This is a genomic window from uncultured Methanobrevibacter sp. (assembly GCF_902771435.1).
In the GTDB taxonomy this organism is placed as follows: Archaea; Methanobacteriota; Methanobacteria; order Methanobacteriales; family Methanobacteriaceae; genus Methanocatella.
This window is the reverse complement of sequence record NZ_CACXXB010000007.1, coordinates 31,309-55,438: the sequence shown is the minus strand read 5'-3', so window position 1 is coordinate 55,438 and position 24,130 is coordinate 31,309. Positions and strand designations below refer to the sequence as shown.

The 24,130-nt window shown below is 36.4% G+C and carries 20 protein-coding genes; all 20 read right to left on the bottom strand.

Going from position 1 to position 24,130, the window contains the following annotated elements:
• Positions 1-27: 27 nt before the first annotated feature.
• Positions 28-2,664, bottom strand: coding sequence for a CDP-glycerol glycerophosphotransferase family protein (locus QZU83_RS02990; RefSeq protein WP_295609547.1), 2,637 nt, complete (start codon positions 2,662-2,664; stop codon positions 28-30).
• A 122-nt stretch (positions 2,665-2,786) separates the two neighbouring features.
• Entirely contained in the window at positions 2,787-3,857 is a 1,071-nt protein-coding gene (locus tag QZU83_RS02985) for an acyltransferase (protein WP_295609546.1), read from the bottom strand.
• 98 nt (positions 3,858-3,955) lie between these two features.
• Positions 3,956-5,074, bottom strand: a complete 1,119-nt coding sequence (locus tag QZU83_RS02980) for an acyltransferase (protein ID WP_295609545.1) — start codon at positions 5,072-5,074, stop codon at positions 3,956-3,958.
• A 132-nt stretch (positions 5,075-5,206) separates the two neighbouring features.
• Positions 5,207-6,751 carry a CDP-glycerol glycerophosphotransferase family protein gene (locus QZU83_RS02975; RefSeq protein WP_295609543.1) on the bottom strand — a complete coding sequence of 515 codons (1,545 nt, stop codon included), beginning with the start codon at positions 6,749-6,751 and terminating at the stop codon, positions 5,207-5,209.
• Positions 6,752-6,994: 243 nt separating this feature from the next.
• A complete protein-coding gene (locus tag QZU83_RS02970) occupies positions 6,995-8,686 on the bottom strand; it encodes a hypothetical protein (protein WP_295609542.1) in 1,692 nt (563 codons plus the stop codon).
• A 100-nt stretch (positions 8,687-8,786) separates the two neighbouring features.
• Complete coding sequence (locus tag QZU83_RS02965; RefSeq protein ID WP_295609540.1) at positions 8,787-9,485, bottom strand: diacylglycerol/polyprenol kinase family protein; 699 nt, start codon at positions 9,483-9,485, stop codon at positions 8,787-8,789.
• On the bottom strand, positions 9,485-10,603 hold the full coding sequence (locus tag QZU83_RS02960) for a tocopherol cyclase family protein (RefSeq protein WP_295609539.1): 1,119 nt from the start codon (positions 10,601-10,603) through the stop codon (positions 9,485-9,487). The genes QZU83_RS02965 and QZU83_RS02960 overlap by 1 nt, the downstream gene beginning before the upstream one ends.
• Positions 10,604-10,698: 95 nt before the next feature.
• Positions 10,699-12,801 carry a nitrous oxide reductase family maturation protein NosD gene (locus QZU83_RS02955; protein ID WP_295609538.1) on the bottom strand — a complete coding sequence of 701 codons (2,103 nt, stop codon included), beginning with the start codon at positions 12,799-12,801 and terminating at the stop codon, positions 10,699-10,701.
• A 229-nt stretch (positions 12,802-13,030) separates the two neighbouring features.
• On the bottom strand, positions 13,031-13,129 hold the full coding sequence (locus tag QZU83_RS02950; protein ID WP_295609536.1) for a zinc ribbon domain-containing protein: 99 nt from the start codon (positions 13,127-13,129) through the stop codon (positions 13,031-13,033).
• 8 nt (positions 13,130-13,137) lie between these two features.
• Positions 13,138-13,575 carry an EamA family transporter gene (locus QZU83_RS02945; RefSeq protein ID WP_295609535.1) on the bottom strand — a complete coding sequence of 146 codons (438 nt, stop codon included), beginning with the start codon at positions 13,573-13,575 and terminating at the stop codon, positions 13,138-13,140.
• A 123-nt stretch (positions 13,576-13,698) separates the two neighbouring features.
• Positions 13,699-15,531, bottom strand: coding sequence for a hypothetical protein (locus QZU83_RS02940; protein WP_295609533.1), 1,833 nt, complete (start codon positions 15,529-15,531; stop codon positions 13,699-13,701).
• A gap of 182 nt (positions 15,532-15,713) precedes the next feature.
• A complete protein-coding gene (locus QZU83_RS02935) occupies positions 15,714-16,349 on the bottom strand; it encodes an HPP family protein (RefSeq protein ID WP_295609531.1) in 636 nt (211 codons plus the stop codon).
• A gap of 14 nt (positions 16,350-16,363) precedes the next feature.
• Positions 16,364-17,191 carry a 4Fe-4S binding protein gene (locus tag QZU83_RS02930; protein WP_295609529.1) on the bottom strand — a complete coding sequence of 276 codons (828 nt, stop codon included), beginning with the start codon at positions 17,189-17,191 and terminating at the stop codon, positions 16,364-16,366.
• A gap of 46 nt (positions 17,192-17,237) precedes the next feature.
• Complete coding sequence (locus QZU83_RS02925; RefSeq protein ID WP_295609527.1) at positions 17,238-18,170, bottom strand: carbohydrate kinase family protein; 933 nt, start codon at positions 18,168-18,170, stop codon at positions 17,238-17,240.
• Positions 18,171-18,179: 9 nt separating this feature from the next.
• Positions 18,180-19,070 (bottom strand): formylmethanofuran--tetrahydromethanopterin N-formyltransferase, encoded by an 891-nt coding sequence (locus QZU83_RS02920; RefSeq protein ID WP_295609526.1) that lies wholly within the window; start codon positions 19,068-19,070, stop codon positions 18,180-18,182.
• Between the two features lie 19 nt (positions 19,071-19,089).
• Positions 19,090-20,136: a hypothetical protein gene (locus QZU83_RS02915; RefSeq protein ID WP_295609524.1), complete on the bottom strand. Its 1,047-nt coding sequence runs from the start codon at positions 20,134-20,136 to the stop codon at positions 19,090-19,092.
• Positions 20,137-20,139: 3 nt separating this feature from the next.
• Entirely contained in the window at positions 20,140-21,510 is a 1,371-nt protein-coding gene (locus QZU83_RS02910; RefSeq protein WP_366925376.1) for a 4Fe-4S binding protein, read from the bottom strand.
• Positions 21,507-22,535 (bottom strand): 4Fe-4S binding protein, encoded by a 1,029-nt coding sequence (locus tag QZU83_RS02905; protein ID WP_295609520.1) that lies wholly within the window; start codon positions 22,533-22,535, stop codon positions 21,507-21,509. Before QZU83_RS02905 ends, QZU83_RS02910 begins: the two co-directional genes overlap by 4 nt.
• Before the next feature lies 1 nt (position 22,536).
• Entirely contained in the window at positions 22,537-23,661 is a 1,125-nt protein-coding gene (locus QZU83_RS02900) for a nickel-dependent hydrogenase large subunit (RefSeq protein WP_295609518.1), read from the bottom strand.
• Positions 23,658-24,107, bottom strand: a complete 450-nt coding sequence (locus tag QZU83_RS02895; protein WP_295609516.1) for an NADH-quinone oxidoreductase subunit B family protein — start codon at positions 24,105-24,107, stop codon at positions 23,658-23,660. Before QZU83_RS02895 ends, QZU83_RS02900 begins: the two co-directional genes overlap by 4 nt.
• Positions 24,108-24,130: the final 23 nt, after the last annotated feature.

Below are 24,130 nucleotides of genomic sequence, written 5' to 3'. Positions count from 1 at the left end.
TAATTATATTTTAAATAAAATATATAGTTAATGTTGATATAACCAGTCATAAACACGGCTGCAATTTTTTTGGTCAGTGTATTTGAAGAAGTCATCCACACGCTTTTTGTACTTTTCTTCCATTTCGCAGTCATTGTCCATGTATTCAATAATCTTGTCAACCAAATCCTCTTCATTATCGATTACATCACCGAAGCCCATTTCCTCATAGCTGAAATATCCCTCATCATAATGGTAGTCATTTCCCTCATGATAATAGATTACAGGTTTTTTAAGAAATGAAAAGTCGAAAAATACACTGGAATAGTCAGTAATCATTACTGCAGAATTATTGAATATTGTCTGATAGGAATCATGAGTATTTACTTCAATAACATCAGTATCTATTGTGAATAAATCAAGGAAAGGCTGCAAATCATAATGAGGCCTGAATACGAGTTTATAACCTTTATCCTTAATTGCATTCAGTAGCCTTTCATTATTTAAAAAGCTGTTGAGACGGTAGTAATATTCGGATTTTTCAAATGCCTGTCTGTTTATCAGATGCTTTCTCCAGGTCGGTGCAAATAAGATCTCCTTTTTGGCAACTCCAAATTTTAGATTGTCATGGCGAGGAAGTCCGAATGCCTGGACAACCTCTTCATCGTAATTGTATGTGTCTCCCAATATTGAATCCCGCTCATAGTCGGATGATGTTAAAAACAAGTGCAGGTTCTGGAAGAATTTCCTAAACCAGCTTGACAGGTCATCCTTAATAACCCCATGCTGCAGGAAACATTTCTCAACAGTCAAAAATCCATTATAATATGGTCTTTTCGGATTGAAAAACGGATTCAGCCAGCTGTGGTTTACATGAGATGAAATCATTTTCTCGGCAAAGAGGTACAGGAACTTATTTTTAAATGAACCTAAAGGCACGATATTGTCGTCAATCTTTTTCATTTCACTGAAGTCTTCACAGTCCTTGCTGATTACAAAATACTTCTCGATTTCATCATCCTGCTTTACGGCATATCTGAACAAGTGTTTTGCATTGTCATCCGCAATGTCGACACGGTCCTGGAATAGCCAGATGCGCCTGTTTCTCATGAACGGATACATGAACAGATATAATAAATGGTAAAATATTGCGGGAACTGTTGAGCTGTTGTGGTCCTTAATCATTTTCAGCATGGACACTATTTCAAGTTTTGCGGACTTTAAAAATGAATAGGGCTGTAGGTAGAATGACTCGTCAGCCCTGTTGTATATCACCATTTGATCATCTTTAATCAGATAGTTGCAGACTTTGGAAAGGCCCGCATCATAATTCTGGAACTGCAGAGGATTGTGCATTACCGCATGTTTTCCGTCTTCATCATAAATTAATTTGAAATAAATTCTTGAAACTTCACCATTGGAAATCGGGATTTTAAAGTCAACGCAATAATCAAAATTCCAGCAAACCCCGATTGACTCGCGAGGATATCTGTTGGTTGTCGGATAGTCAAAGAATTTTCCCTCATAACTTTCCTGTGAACCGTCATTTTTAACTTTAACTGCCTGCATTGTGAAATATTTATAATCACAGCTGCTTCTGAAAAATGTTGAGAAATTTAAACTGTTTTCAATGATTTCCACAACATCTACAACCAATAAACTTTTATGGAGATCATCGATAGTGAAGTCATTGGATTTTAAGGATACCCTATTTGCTTCAACGTCAATGTGAAATTCATTGTTTTTCAAATAAATCAGAAATGATTTGATGTTTTCGCCTAAAAACTTATGATTTAAAATGATTTCATCATCAATGTAGGCCAGCACATCCTGAAGGGATTTTCTAAATTCATTATATTCGGATTTGGTTAAAACCGTTGAGGATGGAACATCATAATATTCCTGAATGTCTAAAGCCAGGGAATATTTGATGAAATCAGGCAGATATCCCAATTCACTTATCGCATAGTCAATTAGCTTTTTATATGAATGGTTTACTTTGGTTGTGAAAAAATCCTTTTTTGATACTGCAATATCCGAAACTGCTGTTTCATCAGGTCTTATCATTTGAAAATAAGTGCAGTTATTCAGAATTGCATATCTCTTTTCATTGAATAACAATTTGTTGATTAAAAGAAAATCCTCACCTATGATTAAGTTTTCATCGAAATTGTCAGTTAAAACATCCTTTTTAATAAAACATGACGAAATATTCTGTTGCGGATATTCAATGTCCTCCAAAACATTAACAATCTTGTTTTGAGCGAATTTCTCCAAAAGAATATGTTCCTCATCACTTCCAAGATACTCTACCGGAATTGAAACTATTCCCACATCATTCCTTTTGAAATAATCCAACACCTTTTCAAGAGCATCACAAGACAGCTTATCGTCACTGTCAAGGAAATTTACATATTCCCCTTCTGCATGTTTCAATCCGAGATTGCGAGCGGCAGACTGGCCGGCGTGATTTTGTGATAGAATAAGAATATTGTCAGGATATGACTCCTGGTATTTTAATGCAATTGTTTTAGATTCGTCAGTTGAACCGTCATCAATTAGGATTAACTGAACATTTTCCTTAAAATCGAGAGTCTGGTTAACTACTGAATCTATTGATTCTTGAATATAATTTTCGCAATTATAAAAAGCAGTGACTATCGAAAACTTAAAATCATTTTGCATGATAATAATATTAGAAAAAAATAATATTTATATGTTGAGAAAAAAACGGGAAAAATGATGGATTTAAAAAAGTTTTTTTAACTTGACTGAAACACCCATCAACGACATTAATTTTTTAATGCTTAAGTTCCGCTGACCTCTTTTAGATATGGAATCTTACTGCAAACCCCTATCAGACCCCATGAGAATAAAATTGCAATTAGCATTATGAAAGGAATCCATTTAAATGGATTTCTTAAAAGAATATGTGTCTGATAATTTGTTATTTTGACAACCCAAATTACAAAATAATGGGTCAGATACATTCCGTAACTGCATATGCTTATAGAAGTGATAATCTGTCCGATTTTTGAGTTTGTGATAAATGAAACAAACCTGCTGGTTATGGATGTGTCGCTTTCCTTTGCATAGTCATCACATGATTTGAACAACAGATAAAAGCCGATTGCCTGAATAACAGGCAATATTGTCAGGTAATAAACCTCATCAAGCAGTTGCAGATAAATGCAATATGCAGTAACCAGTGAAAAGACAACAAAAACAATGAAACTGCAAATCATCATTGCCTTATTGGATATGCTGAACTTCTTATTATTCAAATACCATCCCAGAACAAAATATCCCAGGAATTTTGCAAAATAGCTTAGCTCCACATTTTTAATTGGATAAATGCCCAAAGTATTCAGTATTATTGTCAAAAGCCATATCGCCAGGAAATATTCAACACCTTTTATGCCGTATTCCCTTATGAATGAATTGATTACCGGAGCAATAAGATATATTCCCATCATTGTCCAGACATACCAAACGAATCCTTTAAAGAATATGATGTCTATAAGACCCTCAATTGTAGCAGGGTAATTCAGGTAGTTAAGCTTGAAAATTATAATAAAAATAATCCAGAAGAAAAATGGAATAAAAAGCCTGGAAAGCCTTTTTTTATAAAAACCGCCCAAATCATCATATTTTCGGTTCAGCAATAATGCACCACTGATCATGAAAAAAATTGGGACACCAACATTGCCTAAAGATGCCAATGATGATGAAAATGTCCAGAACAGTGAATGGACAGGCTCGCTTTTAGCAAACCATTTGCTTGTATGAATCAATATTACAAAAATTATAGCAAAAGCCCTTAGGGCATCATAATAAAAAATACGAGTTTTTTTCTTGGTTGCGGTTACATTCGACATAATCTACCTTAAAAAGTTTTATAGAATAAATTATATTTATTATTGTTTATTAATGTATCCATTAAGAATTAAAAAAAAGAAAAGATGATAAAATCATCTTATTTGGCACCAATGACCCTATTGACATATGGAATTCTATTCAATACCGCCATGACTACCCATGATATGACCAAAGTCACCACAAATATTTCCACAAATAATGTACCGTAACCATTAAATGAGTGAGTGACTTTTAAATATCTGACAAATACATTCATTATGGCCTGATGAATTAAATAAAATCCATAACTGTATTTTGCAATAGAGAATATTCCTTTTCTGAATACTCCTCCAACTTTTGATAATGAATCGTTGTTGAATGTAAATCCTGAAAGGTTTCTGAATAACAGGAAGATTCCGGCAACCTCGATTACATTAAAAATGGAGTATCTATCAAAATGGAATAAAGTCTCTGCATTTGAGTTTAAAAATGATCCGAAAATCAGACAGAATAACCCAATCAGTATCAGCAGCACAGGAAGCCATAAGTTGTCAAATATTTTTCTTTTGGTGTGCCTTAGATAATAACCTAAAACTACCATTCCGATTGGTCCTGTGAAATATATTAGCTTAATTGGAAGTGGCTTATAAAGAGTTGAAGTAAATAAACATGTAGCCATCCAAATAACCAAAAAGTACTCCGCCTCCTTCAAATCGGCATGCAATAGCCATTTATTAAAAATAGGCATAATTAAATAAGTACCCAAAATCATCCAAAAGAACCAATATGGTCCAAATCCGAAAACTTTACCAGTACATGCTTTAATGAAAAAATCTGAAATTTGTCCAAAGGTAAAGGCAGAAACCACATTAATCATGCCAGGATTATAAAATTGAATTAACAATAATGCAGATCCCAATATTATAACCCAAAATACAAATGGTTCCACAATCCTAGGTATCCTTTTACCTAAAAATGACCTTATTGACCATTCCCTTCCAAGTGACAGAGCACCGGATAACATAAGGAATAAATCAACCCCTATGATTGATCCTGCAAAGAAAAAATCTCCAAATAACCAGTGAATATTGATATGTGGAGTGTATGTGGCAATAATCTGAGGTTGCAAAGATTTTGCAACATGAAACATTATTACAGACAATATTGCAAGAGCCCTTAAAGCATCAAAGTAAAAAATACGTTTTGATTTCTTTTTTCCTACGTTCGCATTCGTCATAAAACCTATCCCTCTTTATCTAATAAGTTTATTTTTATAATACATATTATATAATATTAATGACAATTATTGCATCTAAACTAATCAAAAATACACATTTTTGAAAAAACTAAGAGAAAATAAGACATTGTGCTAATGCTTCATAATCCATTCATAACATCTTTTGGAATTGTCCTGATCGTGAAATCTGAAAAATTCATCAACACGTTTTTCGTAAATGTCTTCCATTTCACAATCATTATCAATATATTCGATTATTTTATCAACCAGTTCATCTTCACTGTCGAATACAGGCCCAAAACCGTTATTTTTGTAGTTGAAATAACCGTTTTCCACATCATAGTGATAGTCATTTCCATACTGATAATAAATCAGTGGCTTTTTAAGATATGCGAAATCAAAAAAGATTGATGAGTAGTCTGTTACCATCAGGCTTGACTCGTTGAAGATATTCTGATAACGTGAATCCAAATCTATTTCCACGAAATCATTTCTATCAAACATGTCCAGATATTTTGTCAGTTCCGGATGAGGCTTGAATCTGATTGCATAATTTTTATCCCTGCAGTGATTTATGAGATTTTCATTGTTTATCAGTGAGTTGAACCTTTTAAAATATTGGGAATCAAGCAAATCGTCACCAGATTCAATATAATTTCTCCAGGTCGGCATGATAACTATCTGCTTTTTAACATTTTCATTGGTGAGATTATCATATCTTGGAAGGCCCAAAAGCTGAATAACATCCTCATCATAGAAATATCCCTCATCAAACAGGGATTCATACTCCCTTTGTGTGGAGGTTACAATCAATTTTGGGTTGCGGTCATATTTTCTAAGCCAGGAGGACATGTTATCCTTTATGACACCATGCTGCAGGAAATAAAAGTCAAGATTACAGATGCCCGCAGTTAACTGATGGTTTGTGTTTAAAAACGGATTCAAGTCAAATTCAGATCCCTGTGATGAAATCAGCTTCTTTGTGAAAATATAATATAGCTTATGTTTGAATGAATCGCAGTCAAGGATTTGTCCTTTGAATAGCTGGTTAATTCTTGAAAAATCAGGACTTGCATTGTGAAGGACAAAGAACTTCTTGATTCCATCCTTTTTATCCTTTATGTATTTGAAAAGGTGCTCCGCATTATCGTCAGCCATTGTCTTTCTGTCCATCACCAGCCAGATATCCTTATTTTTCATGAACGGATATGCAAGGAGAAATATGAATCTGAATAAAATTGCCTGGCCGTAAAAACCTGGACGATTTTTGATGATATCGATTAACTCCTTTACCTCCAATTTTAACATTGAAGAATATGAATAATCCCTTACATTAAATGACCCATTGAAGTAAACAATCTTATTATCTTTAACGAAATATTTACTAAAATGAGAGAGGTTGCAAAATTCCCTAAACCTAATCGGATAATCTACATCGTCGGTTGAATTTATTGTAATTTTTAAATTTTCATCATTGACGGGCACTTTAAAATCAAAATTGTAGATGTCTTCATCACGCCTTGTCGGATAATCAAATGAATTGACACTGACGTTTTCGCCATTGCACTTCACATCAACACCCTTTTTAGCATTTTGACATTTGAGATAACCTGAAACATTTAAAACGTTATCCCTCAATGTAACAAAATCGATGTTAATCTTATCATTAAACTCCATAAAGACATTCCCGATTATTTTCTAAGGCTTGCAATAGTTTTTGAAAACTTATAGCCAACATATTACCAATATAGCCCTACACTCAGCATAATAGTGAGCATCAGATGAATATTTAATATTCATTGTATTTAAAACACCCTCATTTTTATAATTGAAGTTAATTAGCAATACTGAAAAAAATAGACAGTTAATGATGTGAAATACTCAAAAATTAAAAAAAAGAAAAGGAAAAATAAGTTTTTCCTATTTTACGACCTTTGCAGTTTTTAGAGTAATAACCTTACCATAGCTTACAAGATATGAAACTTTTTTACCGACTTTAAGATTCTTAAAGTGTTTTTTCGCTATTGAAACAGTAGCTATGCCTTTTTTATTGGTCTTTACCTTAAAGGTTTTCTTGTTGAACTTGAAAGTAACCTCTTTATATTTGGCCGCCTTTCCATTGATTTTTAAATTTGCAGTAATTTTTAATTTGCTGGCTGATTTCTTGACATTAACCTTTTCAAGTGTCAATGAAATATTGGATTTCTTAACGACAACGTCAAATGTTTTTGAGAAATAAGTAATTCCATCATCGAACCAAACACGAACTGCATGTTTTCCAACCTTCAATCCATAGAATACCTTGGAAGCATAGCCGGACATGAGTTTAAGTGTTCCCTCAAACTGGCTGGTGTCAATATCAATATATCCATATACATATGACATATTCTCACCATATGCCTTGACCTTAACAGTTTCACCGAAACTGATTTGGGAAGGAACAACCTTGGCGGAAAAGCTTTCACTGTTATTCAGGACCTCAACTGAAAGTTCTTGGCTATCCTTATATCCTTCTACATTATATTCCACTATAAATCCATATATGCCTGTAGTCAGGTTGTTTAAAGGAATGCTAGCATATCCATTTACAATATCAACATCAAATAGTTTTCCAACTTTTTTATAGCCTTTAATGTATACATCTTCAAAAGTTTTAACAACAGCCTGATAAATACTTGCAGTACCTGATGTTCCCTTAGCGGATTTGATGATTATGCTTTGTTTTTCGCCCACTGACATTTTCTCCGGAGCATATATATCAGGAATTGTTTTTATAAATTTAACTTTTTGTGTTAAAGAATAGGATTTGCCTGTACTTGAAGCATAAGTGACTTTAACCTTATACTTACCAGGATCATAACCCTTAGCAATATCGAATGAGTTTATATACAAATACCTAATTTTATTTGAAGCCTTGAATGACTTGCTGTAAACATTTTTTCCGTTGATTGCAACCTTGACTGTACCGACTACATATCTGGCTTTAGGATCAGTGACCCTTATTGCATTGCCATTTTCTTTAAGAGTCAGAAAATCGTAAATTGATATCGGATTGTTAGCGTCTCTTTCATCCTCAGAATAGAGTAAAAAGCTATAATCTGCAAGATTGACTGTTTGATTGCTCATGGCATATTTTATAGAAATTTTATAATTTCCAAGGGTTTTTATACCCAAACCCCTCTTAACGCCATCAATATCGAGAGAAACAAATTCAACATTTTGGGCATCAACCTTTTTATTGAATTTCAATTTGTCGTTTACAAATATTTTTAAAGTACCGTTTTCAGGAAAATCAGACACCAGGATTTGCGGTTCATCCCACTCGTCGTCTTCAGTGGCCAAAGATTTTGTAGTGTAGACAAAAAAGTCGTCTGCAGTTATTGGCCTTTTGGAATCATCAGTGCCGTTGACAGTGTCATTATTTACATCACCGGCATCTGTTGAGTTTTCATCCACAACAACTGTTTCATCACCGGCAACTGTCGAATTGCTGTCTTCGACAATCATTGCATCATCAATATCTGTCAAATTATTATCCGTTTGTGATGCACTAACCGCACCCAATGTCAAAATAATAATCAGACATGCAAACAATATCTTTCTAAATTGCATAATTTACCCCTTTTACAAATTATAAGGATATTTTTTTAATCATTAATATATACAATTTGTGTTTGTTTTTAGAAAAAAAAGAAAATAAAAAGAAAAGTAGCTATAATACAGCTACCAGATAATATAAAATAGCAGTTATGGTAGGAACTGACAAATTGTCAATACCTCCGTAACTTAATGCTTCACATACTGTTGCAACAGCAGAAATCATTAAAATATAGACTATATTGAATTCAGGCATTACACATCCGATTGAAGCAAAAACCATCCAAACGAACACACTCATGACTGAAGTGATTACAAACATGGTAAGTGATCCTTCAACTGATTTTGTTCCTCCGAACACTGTGTATTTGAGTCTGCCGAATTTCTGACCTATAAGTGCTGCAAATCCGTCACCATATACCATAGGAACAATAGCTAATGCCACAATCCATATGAAGAATTTAGGGTCATTTGCAGGAGCGATTGTTGTAAATACTGCAATCAGAATTGTCCATATGCCCGCATAGAAGAACAGTCCCAGTGCATGACCGGATTCTGTTACGCTGTTTTCTATCTTGATAGGAGAATATTCTGTCAAAAAGAACAGCCCGATTGTAATCGGAAGTGTTAAAAACCATACCATTACCCACGGATCTGAGAAAAACGGCATGGCAAATATCATATTACCTACCATGATATGCAGAAACTTACGTGAAACTTCAGGCCTTGTCTTTAAAACCATTTCGGCCACTACAAAAATAACGGCCACATAAATATAAACGACAATCAATGCAAGGATATCTGTGAATATCATTACTTATCATACTCCCCGTATTCACATCCTGCATTTTCAATTTTTACATGGTCGATTAATGTTCCGTCCTTTTTGTATAGTTTTATTTCACCCCAACCGTTTCCACCATTCCATAAACGGTTGTGTCTTTTCTGACCATCAGGAGCTTCGTAGTTAATTAACAGCATTTCGTCACGTTTGCAATAAAGCACCAGTTCCATTCTGGAGTTCTTGTTTGTTGCATTTACATGCCAGGTATGCACCTCTTCACCTTCCTGGAAGTCGAAATCGATTTTTACCATGTTCCAGAATCTTGCGAAGTTGTATTCATACATTGTGCCTTCATAGTAAAATCCTATTAACAGTTTACGAGGTATTGAAATACCGAATGCCTTTGGTTTTCCACCACCAGCTTCAAAAGCGGAATTATTCAGCTTTTTGCCTGTTATAAGACTTGTTATGTTACATGATGAAATCCAGAGCCATGGTGAGGTAAAGTCTCCTCCCCAGTTTTTATCGGCATATCCATAGGATTTTTCCGGAATTACCTCATATTCTTCACCGTCAAGCCAGATGGTTCCGCTGTATTGGGTCTTAATTCCTTCAGCATGCCAGAACATTTCAAAGGAGTTTAATTTTCTAAACAGGGAGTTTGCACCATAACCCACATTAAAAGCGATTTGCTTGTCAATGTCCAAATCCCACATCATCTCTCCGGCATCGCACATATATTCAGGGTGTGCTTGGGCCTCTTCTTCTGACACTCTTGAAAATCCGCTCATATGAGTTTCAGTAAGGCTGCAGTCACCTACACGAATGTTCAGTTCATCATCCGGACAGTCAAAGTATTTCATTGAGTAAAAATTATGTATCTGCTTCGGATTTTTACCCCATGTTCCTGCCTTAACCATGCAGTAAGACGGTTTTTTGCCTGCTGCCTTATTTTCAGGCAATTGTCCTAAAGTTGGTTCTTCTTCAGCCAATGCCGGATTACATACAAAGTATTCAATAAAAAATGGCCTTGGTTCACCGGTTTTTTTATTATATGCAGTTAAGGAATGCCACCACCAGTCATAACCCTTTTTGGCAAGTGGTCCCTTGAGCATAAAATAATCTCTTTTCAAATCACTTTTGTTCATAATAATCCTCCAAGATAAGATAAAATAAGTTTTGTTTTAAATACATTAAATAATTTGTTATTAAACTTAAAAAAAATAGAAAAAAAGAGATGATATTACATTTTAGATTTCATTTCCTTAATTTCTTCACGATAGTAAAATGCAATTGTTAAACTTATTAACAATAGGATAAATGAAATTCCCGCAACTCTTACAATATCATCCTCATCAAGTATAATTTGTTTTATTACAGATTGACCCTGTGAACCAGCCGTATTTGAAGGGCCCGCACCGCTTTGTGATGCGCCCTCCTGGGCTGTTGAATCCACATCATAGTTTTGTGAAACATCGTTTATAGGATTGTTTACATTGCTGGACGGTTCGTTTTGTTGGCCGTATGAGCTATTTCCGTTTGTCTCACCGCCATGCTGAGACTGACCGTTGCCATTGTCGGCTTCGCCTGAAGAGCCTTCACCGTTGCCGTTACCGTTTCCGCCACCTATATCTCCATACAGATCATATTGAGGAATCGGAGGATATTCATAAGATGGAGACACACCGTTAATCTCTGAACCCTCAGCGGTATTTGAATCATAAACATTGTTTCTTCTGGAATTATCCACAGTTGCCTTAACAAGATCGCCATCCTTTGCATCGGTAGTGAATGATGCCGCTCCACCACTTATGGTCATGCTTACGGTTTTTCCGTTATTGGTCTGGAACGTTAATGTCCTGTCGGGAAGCAAACCGGCAATGTTTCCAAAAGAATCAGTGAATGTGGCCTGGAACTTGTTTTCACCAATCTGCTTGACTGAAAATTTGATATATTTGGTGCTGACCTTAGGGCATACGCCATTAAAATCAGTGTACCAGTTATCTCCAATCTGCAATTTGATGCCGTTTTCCTGGTAGTAAGTGTCTTTTGCTTCAATGTCCCTGCCCAAATTGCTGAACACAGCATTATAGCTGATTTCCTGATTTTTCGGCATTACATAATTGTTATAAAATCTGATACCGTTTTCCCAATTTTCGGATATTACGTTTGACTGAATGGTATTTGTTCCGACAATACCTAAAGAAATTCCGTTTTCATGATTTGCCTCAACGGTGTTGGATTTGATATTTATATTGTTTCCGGCATATTTAATCTCAATACCATCCTTGCCGTTTTTGAAAACTGTATTCTTATTAATCTGGATATTTTTTGGACCTTCACCGTAATTTATTCCGTTGATGCTGTTTGTGAGGTAAACTCCCTGCTCATTATTGTTTGAAATGGTGTTTCCATCAATGTAAATACGGTTTACTTTAGCAACACCCAGTCCTACATCGCCATTGTTGGAAATCTTATTATTGAAAATATAAAGATTTGATGAATTTCCAACCAGTATGCCGCTTTTTGAGTTCTTTACAACATTGTTTTTAGTGATGTTCAAGTACTTGGTTTCGGATGCGACAATACCATTTCCTCTGGTTGAGATATCATTTCCGTAAATAGTTACATAATCGGAACCGGTGATTTTAATGCCGTCACCGTTTGACTGGATATTGAATCCTTTTATGGAAGTTAAGGAAGCATCTTTGCCCTTGATTGTAATTACGGGATTTGAAGATGAAGATTTCAATGTAGTGCCCACATTACTAATCAGGGATAAGCTTTTTGCAATTACCAGATTTATATTGGAATAGCTTTCCCCCTTAAACAGAATAACATTATTTGGCTTGGCGCTGTCGATTATTGCCTGAATCTCCGAATTGCTCATGCCACTATCTACAATACGGACATTATTGATTGTTACTTTGGTTGTAAGGGAGGAAGACCCGTAATTTGAGTTTCCGCCAAATTTGGTAACGATCTTATGTGTACCGTCTTTAAGCTTAAGTTGAAGCAGGGCAATACCCTTGGAATCTGTGTTTTTATTATAAGTTTTTCCATCAACTTTAAATGTCAGTTTGGCATTTGCAATAGACTTGTTATTCTCATCAGACAGCTTTACTTTGAAATAATCTCCAATGACGTCAAATGTAGTGTTGCCTTCAACATCCAAATGAGTATTTAGCCTGGATGATGATTGAACAACACTCACATCAGAAGATGCAAGAACAGGATTATCCGAACTTGCATTGATAACATCAGTGGAATTTTCATGGGCAACGCTGAAATTCAGCGATAATAACACCAGTACAGATAGTATTATAATAAACCTTTTTTTATTCATGTTTCACCTCCTTTATGCTCAATAATAAAGAAGTAAATATTGAAAATTTATCTTTATGGATTATCTTATAATTTTAATAGTATATATTATTGACTGTTTTAATTAAATTGCATTCAATTCTAAAATTAAGATGTTTTAAATTAAATTAATCTAAAAAAAGTAAAATTAATAGAATAAAAAAAATATGATATTACATATTGTAATATCGATAAACAATTAAAAAAAATAGTTAAAACTCATCCTCATCAATGCAGTAAACATCATTTCCGCAGTTAGGACAATATTCCTCTCCATCCTCAACAAATGCTCCACATACAGGACATCTCATCAAATCACCTACAAGTTTATCAGGATCAATCCCACCATACAGACAGCTATTCCCACAATCTGATTCAGGGAAACGTTTTCACGGTATAGGAAATACCCGACGAACAAAAGAACGCATGCAAGCCCAATGTTTGCTACAACACTGGCCGTGCTGACTGTCCATCCTGCACGGTACACAAATACGTAACCCACTTCAAGGCCTACGATCGCCAATGCCAAAACAACTGACGTCCAGTTGATCTTTGAAATTTCAACGCCGACATTTGATGGTCCTGCAACATATACAAAAATTATGGCTGAAATAATGGCTGCAACCAGATAGGTAACCATCAATGCGCCAAAAGGATTTACATCATTCGGCATTGATTTCATGCAAACATTATAGAAAGTATTTGAAAGCAGAACAATTAAAATCGGCCAGATTAATCTCCACATATCAATCAACAATTAATTAAATATTCAAAAGGATTTAATGTTTCCTCATTTGTCTAATATTAAAACAATACTATAAAATATTTACTTATTTTAAAAAATTGAAAAAAAAGAAAAAAGTTGAAAAAATTCCTAATCTCAGATTTGAGGAATCCTTTCATTGGTATTTTGCGCTGTCCAGCCAACACCGAAGCTGTTATAAAGATTATCCAACTGTGTCTTGGTGGAATCTGCCAGATTATAATTCAAATTAACAATGACTCCTGAAGTGTCATAGTCATTGAACATTGAGTACATATAATCTACTGTCAGCCAGTTGGTTGGAATGCTGTGGCTTCCGTGGTCATAATCCCCTGAAGGATTGCCCACCAGAACCTGCTTACCGTCTTTACTGATATCCAGGATTGCAACATAATGGTTCCATGTGTGGAAAATTAAAGCACAAGCTCCTTTCTTAAGCTCATTGATTGCCTTTTTATATGTTGAATTGTCATAAATGGTACACTTATATCCACATTTCTCCAAACCCTCTGCAAGAAGGTCTGTAAATGAACCATCCTCATATGTGGTCTTGGAAAGTATTGCCAGTTCGCTTTCACAGCGATAATTTTTTAAAACCTGACTGCACATACTTGATGAAGTCGGACCGCAGGTATATCCTGTATCCTGCACATCCCTCACCTGAGGATAAGTATAGGATTTGCCTTTCAGAGATACTGTAATCTGTTTTGGCCAGTACCCTGCCTTATTGGCCAATACAACTTTTGTATTTACGGCACGTTCAATTACGTTCCACTTTTCCCTTACAATAACATGCTTTAGCTTAGGTGCCTGTTTTGTTTTAAATAAAACATACTTTGACATTTTTTTGTATAGGTAAAGGGTCTGACTGTCCCTTTTTATTGTATCCTGATATTGGCTTTTCAAAAGGGTGTACTTCATGTCACCGTCAGCCATTACATAGCTTCCAGGCATCATATCAATGTCCGGAACGCCGTTGACCAAGGCTATTTTTCCAGTGTACGGGCTTTTTGTACTTCCTTCAACACCAATGACATTTTTAGAACTATTTGATGCAAAAATTGTAGCTGTACCCTTATAAACAGCAGTTACCATCAGATTGCCTGTACCCAGCTTAGGGGCAAATATCACACAGCCTTCGGCATTTGTTGTTTTTAAAAATGAGCTATTGCCTATTTTTATCAGGATTTTCTGGCCTGAAATGGCAGACAATGTCGGACTTTTCAGATAAACTCTCAAATATCCTTTTGTAAGCAGCTTTTCATTTCCGATGACGACAGAAGTCGTTGCCGGCACAACCATCGAGAGTGTTCTGGAAACCGCCTTGTAGTAGGTGGATCCCGCAAAGGAAATTTTTACCGGATATATTGCATTTGAACTGAATGTGTTCTTGAATGAAGCAAGTCCGTTTTTATCTGTCTTTGTAGTGTAGGTAAGCTTATTAACTGTGAAAGTCACCTTTTTGTTTTTCATAGGATTTCCGAACTTATCCTTTAAGGTCGCATTGAAATACTGCTTGTTTAAAACAGTGGTATTTTCCACCTTAATCAGTGATTTTAACTTGACCACGTTTATATTGAATTTTTTGCTTACTGCAGTGTAATTGTCATTGCCCTTGAAGGCTACCTTTAAAATATAGCTGTTGGGTTTTAATTTTAACTGCAGACTTGTTTTACCATTATCATCAGTATACATACTATAATACTCATTGTTGACTTTTGCAATCACTTTCTGACCGGAAATAGGCGCGTTATTGGAATCCTTCAGTGATATTCCAATGGAATGCTGAGTATATACCTTTGATGCATTTACCGCCACAACGGGCGTTTGCTTTACATTTGAATCAGCACTTAAGACATCTTCAGTGATGTTTTCACTAGCCGACACAGTGGCAATGAAAAATGCTGATAAGAATATGCAAATAATTAAAAATTTCATTTTTGAATTCATAAAAATTCACCTAAATTGTAGGTATATATAAATTTGAACTCATTTAAAAATGTTTTGTAAAAAATAATCGATATTAAATGAAAAAAAAGAAATTATAAGACTGAAAAGCCTTATTTTTTCTTTGAAAAGTTAGTGTGGAAATAACAAAAAGGGTTTTTATGTAATGCTTTAGTTAGTTAGTGTTATTTTCTTGCTTTTCCTACACGACGGGCAATAACCATTTCTCCAACGGAAATAAGGCCCGCAAAGAATTTTTCCAAACCGCCAGTAGACCAGATGGCTTCCCCAAATGTGGCGCTTACAATGTTTGCTTCGTATTCTTCAGCTGTGATTTTCACACCGGTTGTCTTGGTGGACACTATTGCTGATGCTGACATGAGCTCTTCCCAGGTAACGCCCTTAAGCTGATTCTGCATTGCCTTGTATAACTTTTCAACTTTAATGTCATAAAGTTCGGACAATAACTCTACAATATCACATGCACGGACCATACCCACTATCTGATTGTCGTCATTTACAACAGGCACAGTAACGAATTTGTTGTTTGCAGTCAAAATAACCGCTTTTCTTGCAGGGTCATCTTCATGAACGGTTGCAACTTCCTCATAGCCACTCATGATTTCTGAAATTTTTTCATTTCCTTCCCTTAAACCTCTGGTAATGTCAAATGAAGTAATCCATCCTACCAGCTGTTTGTTTTCATTTACAACAGGACAGGTAAAACGTCTAATCTCTTCCATTACTTTTGAAACTTCAATTACGCTGTCTTCGCAGTTCAAATATACGAAGCTTTTATCCATTAATTCTTTTGCTCTCATAAACAACCCTCATTTTATTCAATATCAACTATTTTAAGTGCTCCTACAGGACAATGACGGGTGCATTCAACACAGCGTATACACTTATCATTGTCAAGAATCACTTCACCATCCACTAACTCAATTGCCGCAGTCGGACAATTCTCTTCACATAAATAACAGTTCACGCAGGCTTCATGATTTATATCAAGGTTTCTGCTGTGAATTATCGGACCTATGTATCTGTCCAGTTCGATTGCATCGTCATTATGTGAAATCTCAACACATGCACTGCATCCGATACACATCTTTTCATTAACATACGGATATAGTGTATCTTCAGCCATATCAATGCCCAAATCAATATTCAAATCCTCAAAAAACTCTTTGAATTCAAGAGTGAATGCCTTTGTCGGACATAAATTCGCACAATCATCCCAATTATTTTCGACAGAGCAATCGATTGAAATGCTGTTCATTCTGACTACCCTGTGAGAAGAGCTAACGTTGGACAAATTATATTCCATGAAATCGTTTTCGTCCTCGTTGTTGTAAATAACTGAATTGTCAATCAGTTTAATTGCTGAAACAGGACAAGTTTGAACACATATTTCACATTTGACACATTTTTCAGTTATTTTAGCTATTCTGAATATATTAGCTGGTTCGATTGCACTGACAGGACATTCTCCAACACAGGTGTTACATCTAACACACCTAGGTGCAATAGCTATGATTTCCTCATTTGCATTGAAATGATCCAGTTCAAATTGGAAATCATCACCATCATCATCTAAATCAACAGACTTCAATAAAACTTCACGCTCTAAGTTTTTCATCTGTTTTTGAAACGTTACATTCATATTATTACCAACTAACTTTTTTTATTATATTAATAAACATGATTCCCTAAAAGAAATCCTCCAGTTCCTTTAAGGAAGGGAATTTTTCCATTCCAAAGCCTTCAATGGCCTTGCTTGCCACCCAATTTGCAATTCTGCAGGATTTTTCCAGATTGTACCCTTTTAAGTATGAATACAGAAAACCGCTGTTGAAACTATCTCCAGCACCGGTCGTATCGACAACGTCACATTCATATGTGCAGACCTGACATTCCTCACTGCCGTTTGTGGCGTAAACTCCTTTTGAGCCCTGCTTTACGACAACTGTTTCGATTCCCAAATCAAGGAAACTGATAACCAGTTCATTTACCGGAGCCTCGCTGCCGTTGCATAAAAGTCTCAATTCCGATTCGTTTATAAGCAGTATATTTGTTCTCTCAAGTATTGGGCGCAGTTCATCGAATCCCTTCTGAACATACAACATGCCCGGATCGAAACTTAAAACTGTATCCCTGCTTAGTTTTTCGAGAAGCTCAATTTGGGTTTTGAATGAGTCACCGACAAATGATGTGTAATGCATTATTTTACATCTCATAATGTTTAACGGATTGATTTCACCAATCTGGATTTCATCATTAACTCCAGGGTCAATGTAAAGGCATCTTTCGCCGTCACTGTCAACGAATCCCAGACATTTTCCAGTAGATCCTGTTTCTGAATAAATCAGATTGTTTGTGTAGACTCCATTGATTGCAAGATTGTACTCTATCAAATCGCCGTCTTCATCTTCGGCTATTTTTCCGATTATGGAAGTGTCGCAGCCGAGCCTTGCCAAACCTACGATAGTGTTGGCTGCAGAACCTCCTGGAGTTTTGGTTTCTGTTTTTATAAAGCTTTCCTCGTCCGCTCCAACAATATTTTCTACAGAAAATAACTTATCCACATTCAATGCTCCGAATCCGATTATTTCTGCATTTAAATCATTGTCAAATATTTCCATATTAAAACCCTACTTTAAGATATCAAGTAAATTTATGTTTTTATCTCCGAGTTTGCCGTCAAAATTGCCTGCAGAGATTTTAACTACACCATCAAATTCCAAAGCCGCATCAATTCCTGCCTTTATAGCTTCATTCATTGACTGTTCACTGATTGCATTTACCACAATTTCAGGAATAAAGTTTACGCCTTCAGGGACTTTGGATTCGTCGCCCAGTGATTCCTTCAGGGAAGGGCAGTAAACGTGATTTGTGGTCGGTCCGATTTCTGGGAAGTTTGTCTCCGGCTTTGAAGCGGCAGAACATACGTCAAATGGTGCGGTGGCGCCTTCAACATTCATGATTGCGTCGATTATTGCCTCGCCTGCTTCCAATACGGCTTCTGGAGTTTCACATAAATACCAGAAGTTTCCTCCCATTATTCCGTCGTTGATTTTGAATTTCTCTTCAATCTGGAAATCCGGAACCGCAATAGGTACATTGATCATTTTTCTTCCGTATTCCTCAACTATCCATTCATATCCGTCGCCGCAGTGACCTACAATGTCCATCATTTCAATATATTCGTCACTTTCGCTGTCGGAATAGTCAAAGATACGGGTAAACGGTTTAACCAATACATCCTGACGGAGCCTGTAGGACAGTTCAAATGCGAACTTTTCGACATCATCGCCGCCTAACCAGTATTGCACGACAGCACCGAATCTTCCGTCCGGAGTTTGGGACTTATCCAAAAATCCTTCAACTCCACCTTCAACCCTTCCGATTACCGCACTTGGGGTTGAAGTTGAGTCATATGCTGCTCTTTTTACAATTTTTTCTGTAGGTCCGGTTATTAAAGCTCTTACGTATTTTCCTTCAAAAGCTTCAAAAAATGTATCATCTACTTTATCATAGCTCATTATATTACCTTCTATAAATTTAACCTAATCCTCCGATATCCTGGCCTCTGATATTGTTTCTCATATGTTTACTAGATTTCAGGACATCTTCATAATTTTCATCTGTTACTATTTCAATAATAGGATATTCTTTGCTTGCGAACACTTCAAAGAATTTTTCCCTTATTTCCAAATCGATTTCGTATTGGTCAAACAAAACCTTCAAATCATCTGAAGCGTTGTAATCTTCTATAAATTTTAAAACCTTATTTTTATCGTATTTTGCATAAATATTAGCAATCACAGCTGTTGTTACTGCGCTTGGTGAAACAATAGCTATTTCAGCCACTTTAAGCGGGTATTCATTGCCGTTGAATGATATGCTTATTCCGTTGTTTTTTCTTGCGAACTGCAGCGGTTCGACATCTGTGATGCTGTCACCAATGTATAGCATATTGTTAATGTCGATGCCATCCCTTTCAATTATCTTATCGATGGCTAATTTTTTACCTTCACCGCCAACAACCTCAATATCCTTGATTTTTTCATATATTCCCATTTCGGTTATCTGGTTAAAGAAAATATCGTCAAACAGTTCATAATCATCCGGATTTTCCAGAATCAATTTTTTGAACTGGCCGATTTTTTCAATTTCATCATCATTCAAATTCAGGACATCCACATCAACATCTGTGTAAAATGTGTTTTTGAAATCAACATCCATATAATTGGAAACAGCTTCTATATACTGGCCGTAACTGGTACTTACTATATAAATATTCATAGCTTTCTTCAAGTAACTTAAAAGAAATTTTGAATCCCTGACAGAGTAAATATTGTTTCTGGAAAACTCGACCATATCCCTGTTTGTGAGATTCTCACAGGCAAAGAAAGGCAAAATCAACTTCAAGGTGTTTCCTGCCTTATAGTTTTCCTTTTTAACAACATCTGCAAGATAATCATCATACAAACTAAGAACCTTGAATAATTCGTCCCCGTCATCAATGACCTTTGCAGCCAGTTCAAAGGCGTTGTCATTCAATGTAAGGGGACCTTCACAATCTGTAATATATGATTTTTCAAACATAATTCACCTGAAGTTAACAATTCTTATGGCATCAAGAGGACAAATTGCCTCACATGTTCTGCAATAAATACATTTTTCGCTGTCAAAGTCTATCTTGTCATTGTTTAATGTCAATGCTTGGGCAGGACAATTCTTTACACATATTGTACATGCCTGACACTTCTCATCGGAAAGTGAAAAGTCACCTAGTCTCTGGGAGTGCAAAAAGGACCTTGCGTAATACAGGTCAGTGTCCTTACTGTAGAAATAATCATCATATGCGCCAATGGCATCAAACTGACATTGCTCAACACATTTTCCACAATATACACATTTATTTTCATCAATCACCATAGGATTTGGACCATTGAGCTTGATTGCACCTGTAGGACAGACGTTAAAACAATCTCCACAGGCAACACACTTTTTGTCATAGACTTCAATGTTCCTGTCCATCAGATAGGAACCGAACAGCTTGGTGAACTTGGAAATTTCAATGTGGGAATCAAGACTGATTTTAAGTTCCTGTTCCATCATGTCATTTACCTTGCATTCAATGAAATTTTCAAATGTCTGGTCATTGAATTCAAGAGCTATTGTATTTGCAACCTTTTCTAAAACCTTATTCAGGCTGATTAAATCCAAAGACAGCTTTTTGATGTCATAGTCCACAATTCCTGAGACGATGTCAAATGACTTGATTTCACTGTACATCTTGTAAGCCTTTTTACGTGAGGAATACTTGATTGCGGTTGAAGGACATGAATGCATACACTCTTCACATCTTGCACAGTAGCCGGGATTGATATACGGAAGCTTGTTGGTTCTTGCCACATTTATTGCTCCCATTGACGGACAAACCCTTGTACAGGTCATACATCCGATACATTTGTCCTGGTTGACAACAATTGCCTTACCACCCTTAACAGTTTTGGGAAGGAGCTGACCGTATTTGATTGCATCGGTCGGACAAACCCTGAAACAGTATCCGCACCTGACGCATGTGTCCTTGTCAATTTCACTGTGAGGAACTTCACTGCCGTCAGCGACTATATGAATAGAACCATTTTTACAGGCCTGAACGCATGCTCCGCAGGCTTTGCATAATTTTACATTAATGTTAGGAACGTTTTCTTTTATAGGAGGGTCCATATGCACATCAAGAGAAATTGCATCAAATGGACAAGCATTACGACATAACACACATCCGAAACAGGTGTTTTTTAATTTGATAAGACCGTCATCCTCATCCATATAAATCGCATCAATAGGACAGGACTGAAGACATGGCTTATCGCTGCATTTTGCACATTTTGTCTGATCAACAAGATAATCAACATCAACGTGTCTTAATGGCCTTGGTGTTTTAGTATAACTATCAATCATAACACTCACTCCATGTAAATATCCTCATTTAGGTTTGATGCTTTTACGGTAGCATGAATACTCTCCTTATCGTCCATTGTGAATTTTGCAATGAAATATTTAATTACTGAAAATGGACAGGTTTGGTAACATATGCTACAGCGTAGACATCTGCTTTTATCTCTCACAATTGTGTCTTCATCATCATCAAATGAAATACATCCTGTAGGACAGTCCGGAATACATAACTGACATTTTTCACATTTTGACTTGTCCCAGTCAATTATTCTGATTTTAAGTCTGTTTACTGCATTTGACATTATTTCGAAAGCAATTTCCTCATCAGGAATTATTTTCAATGCATCATCCCAAATTTCAGAAACCGCAACGTCATACTGCAGCAGCTCATCAGTTTCCAATGCCCTTAAATCCTCTTCTTTATTATTTATGTAATCTTCAAGATAGTTTACAGTCAAAAGAATAAGATTCTTCTGGTCCTGTAAGTTTTCAACAAATACTCCTTTCATTGCGCCGTTGACCGGACAGACGTCAAGACAATCACCGCAGGAAATGCACTTAAGCTGGTTGACTACAAGATTTCCATCCTGAAGGCTTATTGCATCAACAGGACATTGCTTCATGCACTTTTTACATTTGATGCAGAGATAATCGTCCACAATGTACTGCCTTTTGGACGGTATGATATTGAATTCAGGCAAAATCAGATGGTTTTCACCGCATACCAGTGTCTTAGGGTCTGTTGGGCAGACTTCGGCACAGAATCCGCATCGGATACATGCTCCCTTTTTAATTACAGGATAAGTCAGACCTTCGCCCTCTTCTGAATCCTCATCACGCACAAGTTTGATTGCATTTGGTGAAGGGCATGAAATTGTACATGCACCGCAGCCTATACAGTATTCCTTATTGACTGTAGGGAAATCCCTGAAACGTTCCGGCTTTTCGGAAATTTCAGGCTGTGAATGCGCATTTGCAAATGCGTCAGTCCATGCCTTTCTTGCAAACTCATATACGTACCACATTAGAGATGACATCTTATTTCACCTCGTAAAAGTCTTTGATGAATGTTTTTCCAGCTTCATTTGTAATGGCCACCCTTTCTGCACAGGCCACACAAGGGTCGCAGGATGCATAAGTGGATACGGCATCTGCAACAGTTGGAACATCACGAATCATGTATTTTGCACAGGAATCCATATTTGCAATACTTGGAGTTCTGATGGAAATGTTTTTAATTAAATTACCGTTAGTTTCAATCATGTAAGTAACTTCACCACGGGGAGCCTCATTTTGTCTCATTGCATAGCCGGATTTGATATTTGCAGGAGTACGAACTTCACCTTTAGGCATATTTTCAATAGCTTGCCTAACAAGACTGATTGATTCAGGTATTTCATCAAATCTGGTCATTGTCCTTGCGTAATTATCTCCCTCTTTTCTTACAATAACATTAAAATCAAAGTGGTCATCATATGTCCAGTGACCTACACGGAAATCCTCGGTAATGCCTGAAGCCCTTCCTATAGGCCCCACTGCTCTTCCCTTAATTGCCTCTTTTTTGGACATGTATCCTATGCCTTTACACCTTAAAGCAAGGGCAGGACCTTCAGCAAACAGATTACGGGTTATTTCAAAGCCTTCTTCGATTTTTTCCATATTTTTGAGTATCTGTTCGAAGTGGCGTTCATCTGCATCCATCCTTACTCCACCAACAACATTCCAACCCATATTAACCCTGTTTCCGGTTAACAGTTCGATTGAATCCATTGCGTATTCCCTCAGCTCCAATACGTGCATGAACAATGTTTCATGATCCATTGATTTAAAGAATGTTGAATTTGCAAGCAGGTGGCTTTGAATTCTGTCCAGCTCATTTGCAAGGACTCTTAAAAACTGGGCTCTTAAAGGCACGTCAACATCGGAAATCTTTTCGATTGTTTCTGCAAAGGTCTGTGTGTGTTCATATGAACAGATTCCGCATACCCTTTCAGAAAGATAAATTCCTTTCTGCCAAGTCTTTCCTTCGATTATCTTTTCAATTCCCCTGTGAACATAACCGTATTCAATTTCAGCCTTAACGACCTTTTCTCCTTCAGTTTGGAGTTTTAATCTGATAGGTTCTTTTAAAGCAGGGTGAATTGGACCAATAGGCACTATCATTGTTGTTCCCTCCCCCTATCGGCAATAGCTTGCGGTCCTACGGCCAGTATTGCTTCCAATATTTCATTAGGCCTTGGCGGACATCCCGGAATTTCTGCCGCAACCGGGATGAAATTTGATGCAGGGGCATTTACATGTCCCCCTTCCTGATTGAACACATCACCGGATATCGGGCAGTTTCCTACAGCTACCGCGATTTTTGGTTCAGGAGCCTTGTCATATATTCTTTTTAAATTGGTTTTCCATTGTTCGGTTACAGCACCGGTCAACAACAGAACATCAGCTTCACGAGGATTGTTGTGAACGTAAATACCATACTGCTCCAGGTCGTATCTCGGAGACAACAGTGCAACACATTCGACATCACAGCCGTTGCATCCGCCACAATTTACGATACAGACATGTATTGAGCTTTTCCTCACAACATCCCTTATAGCATCTAACATTGTACTCCCTCTTTAATTTTATA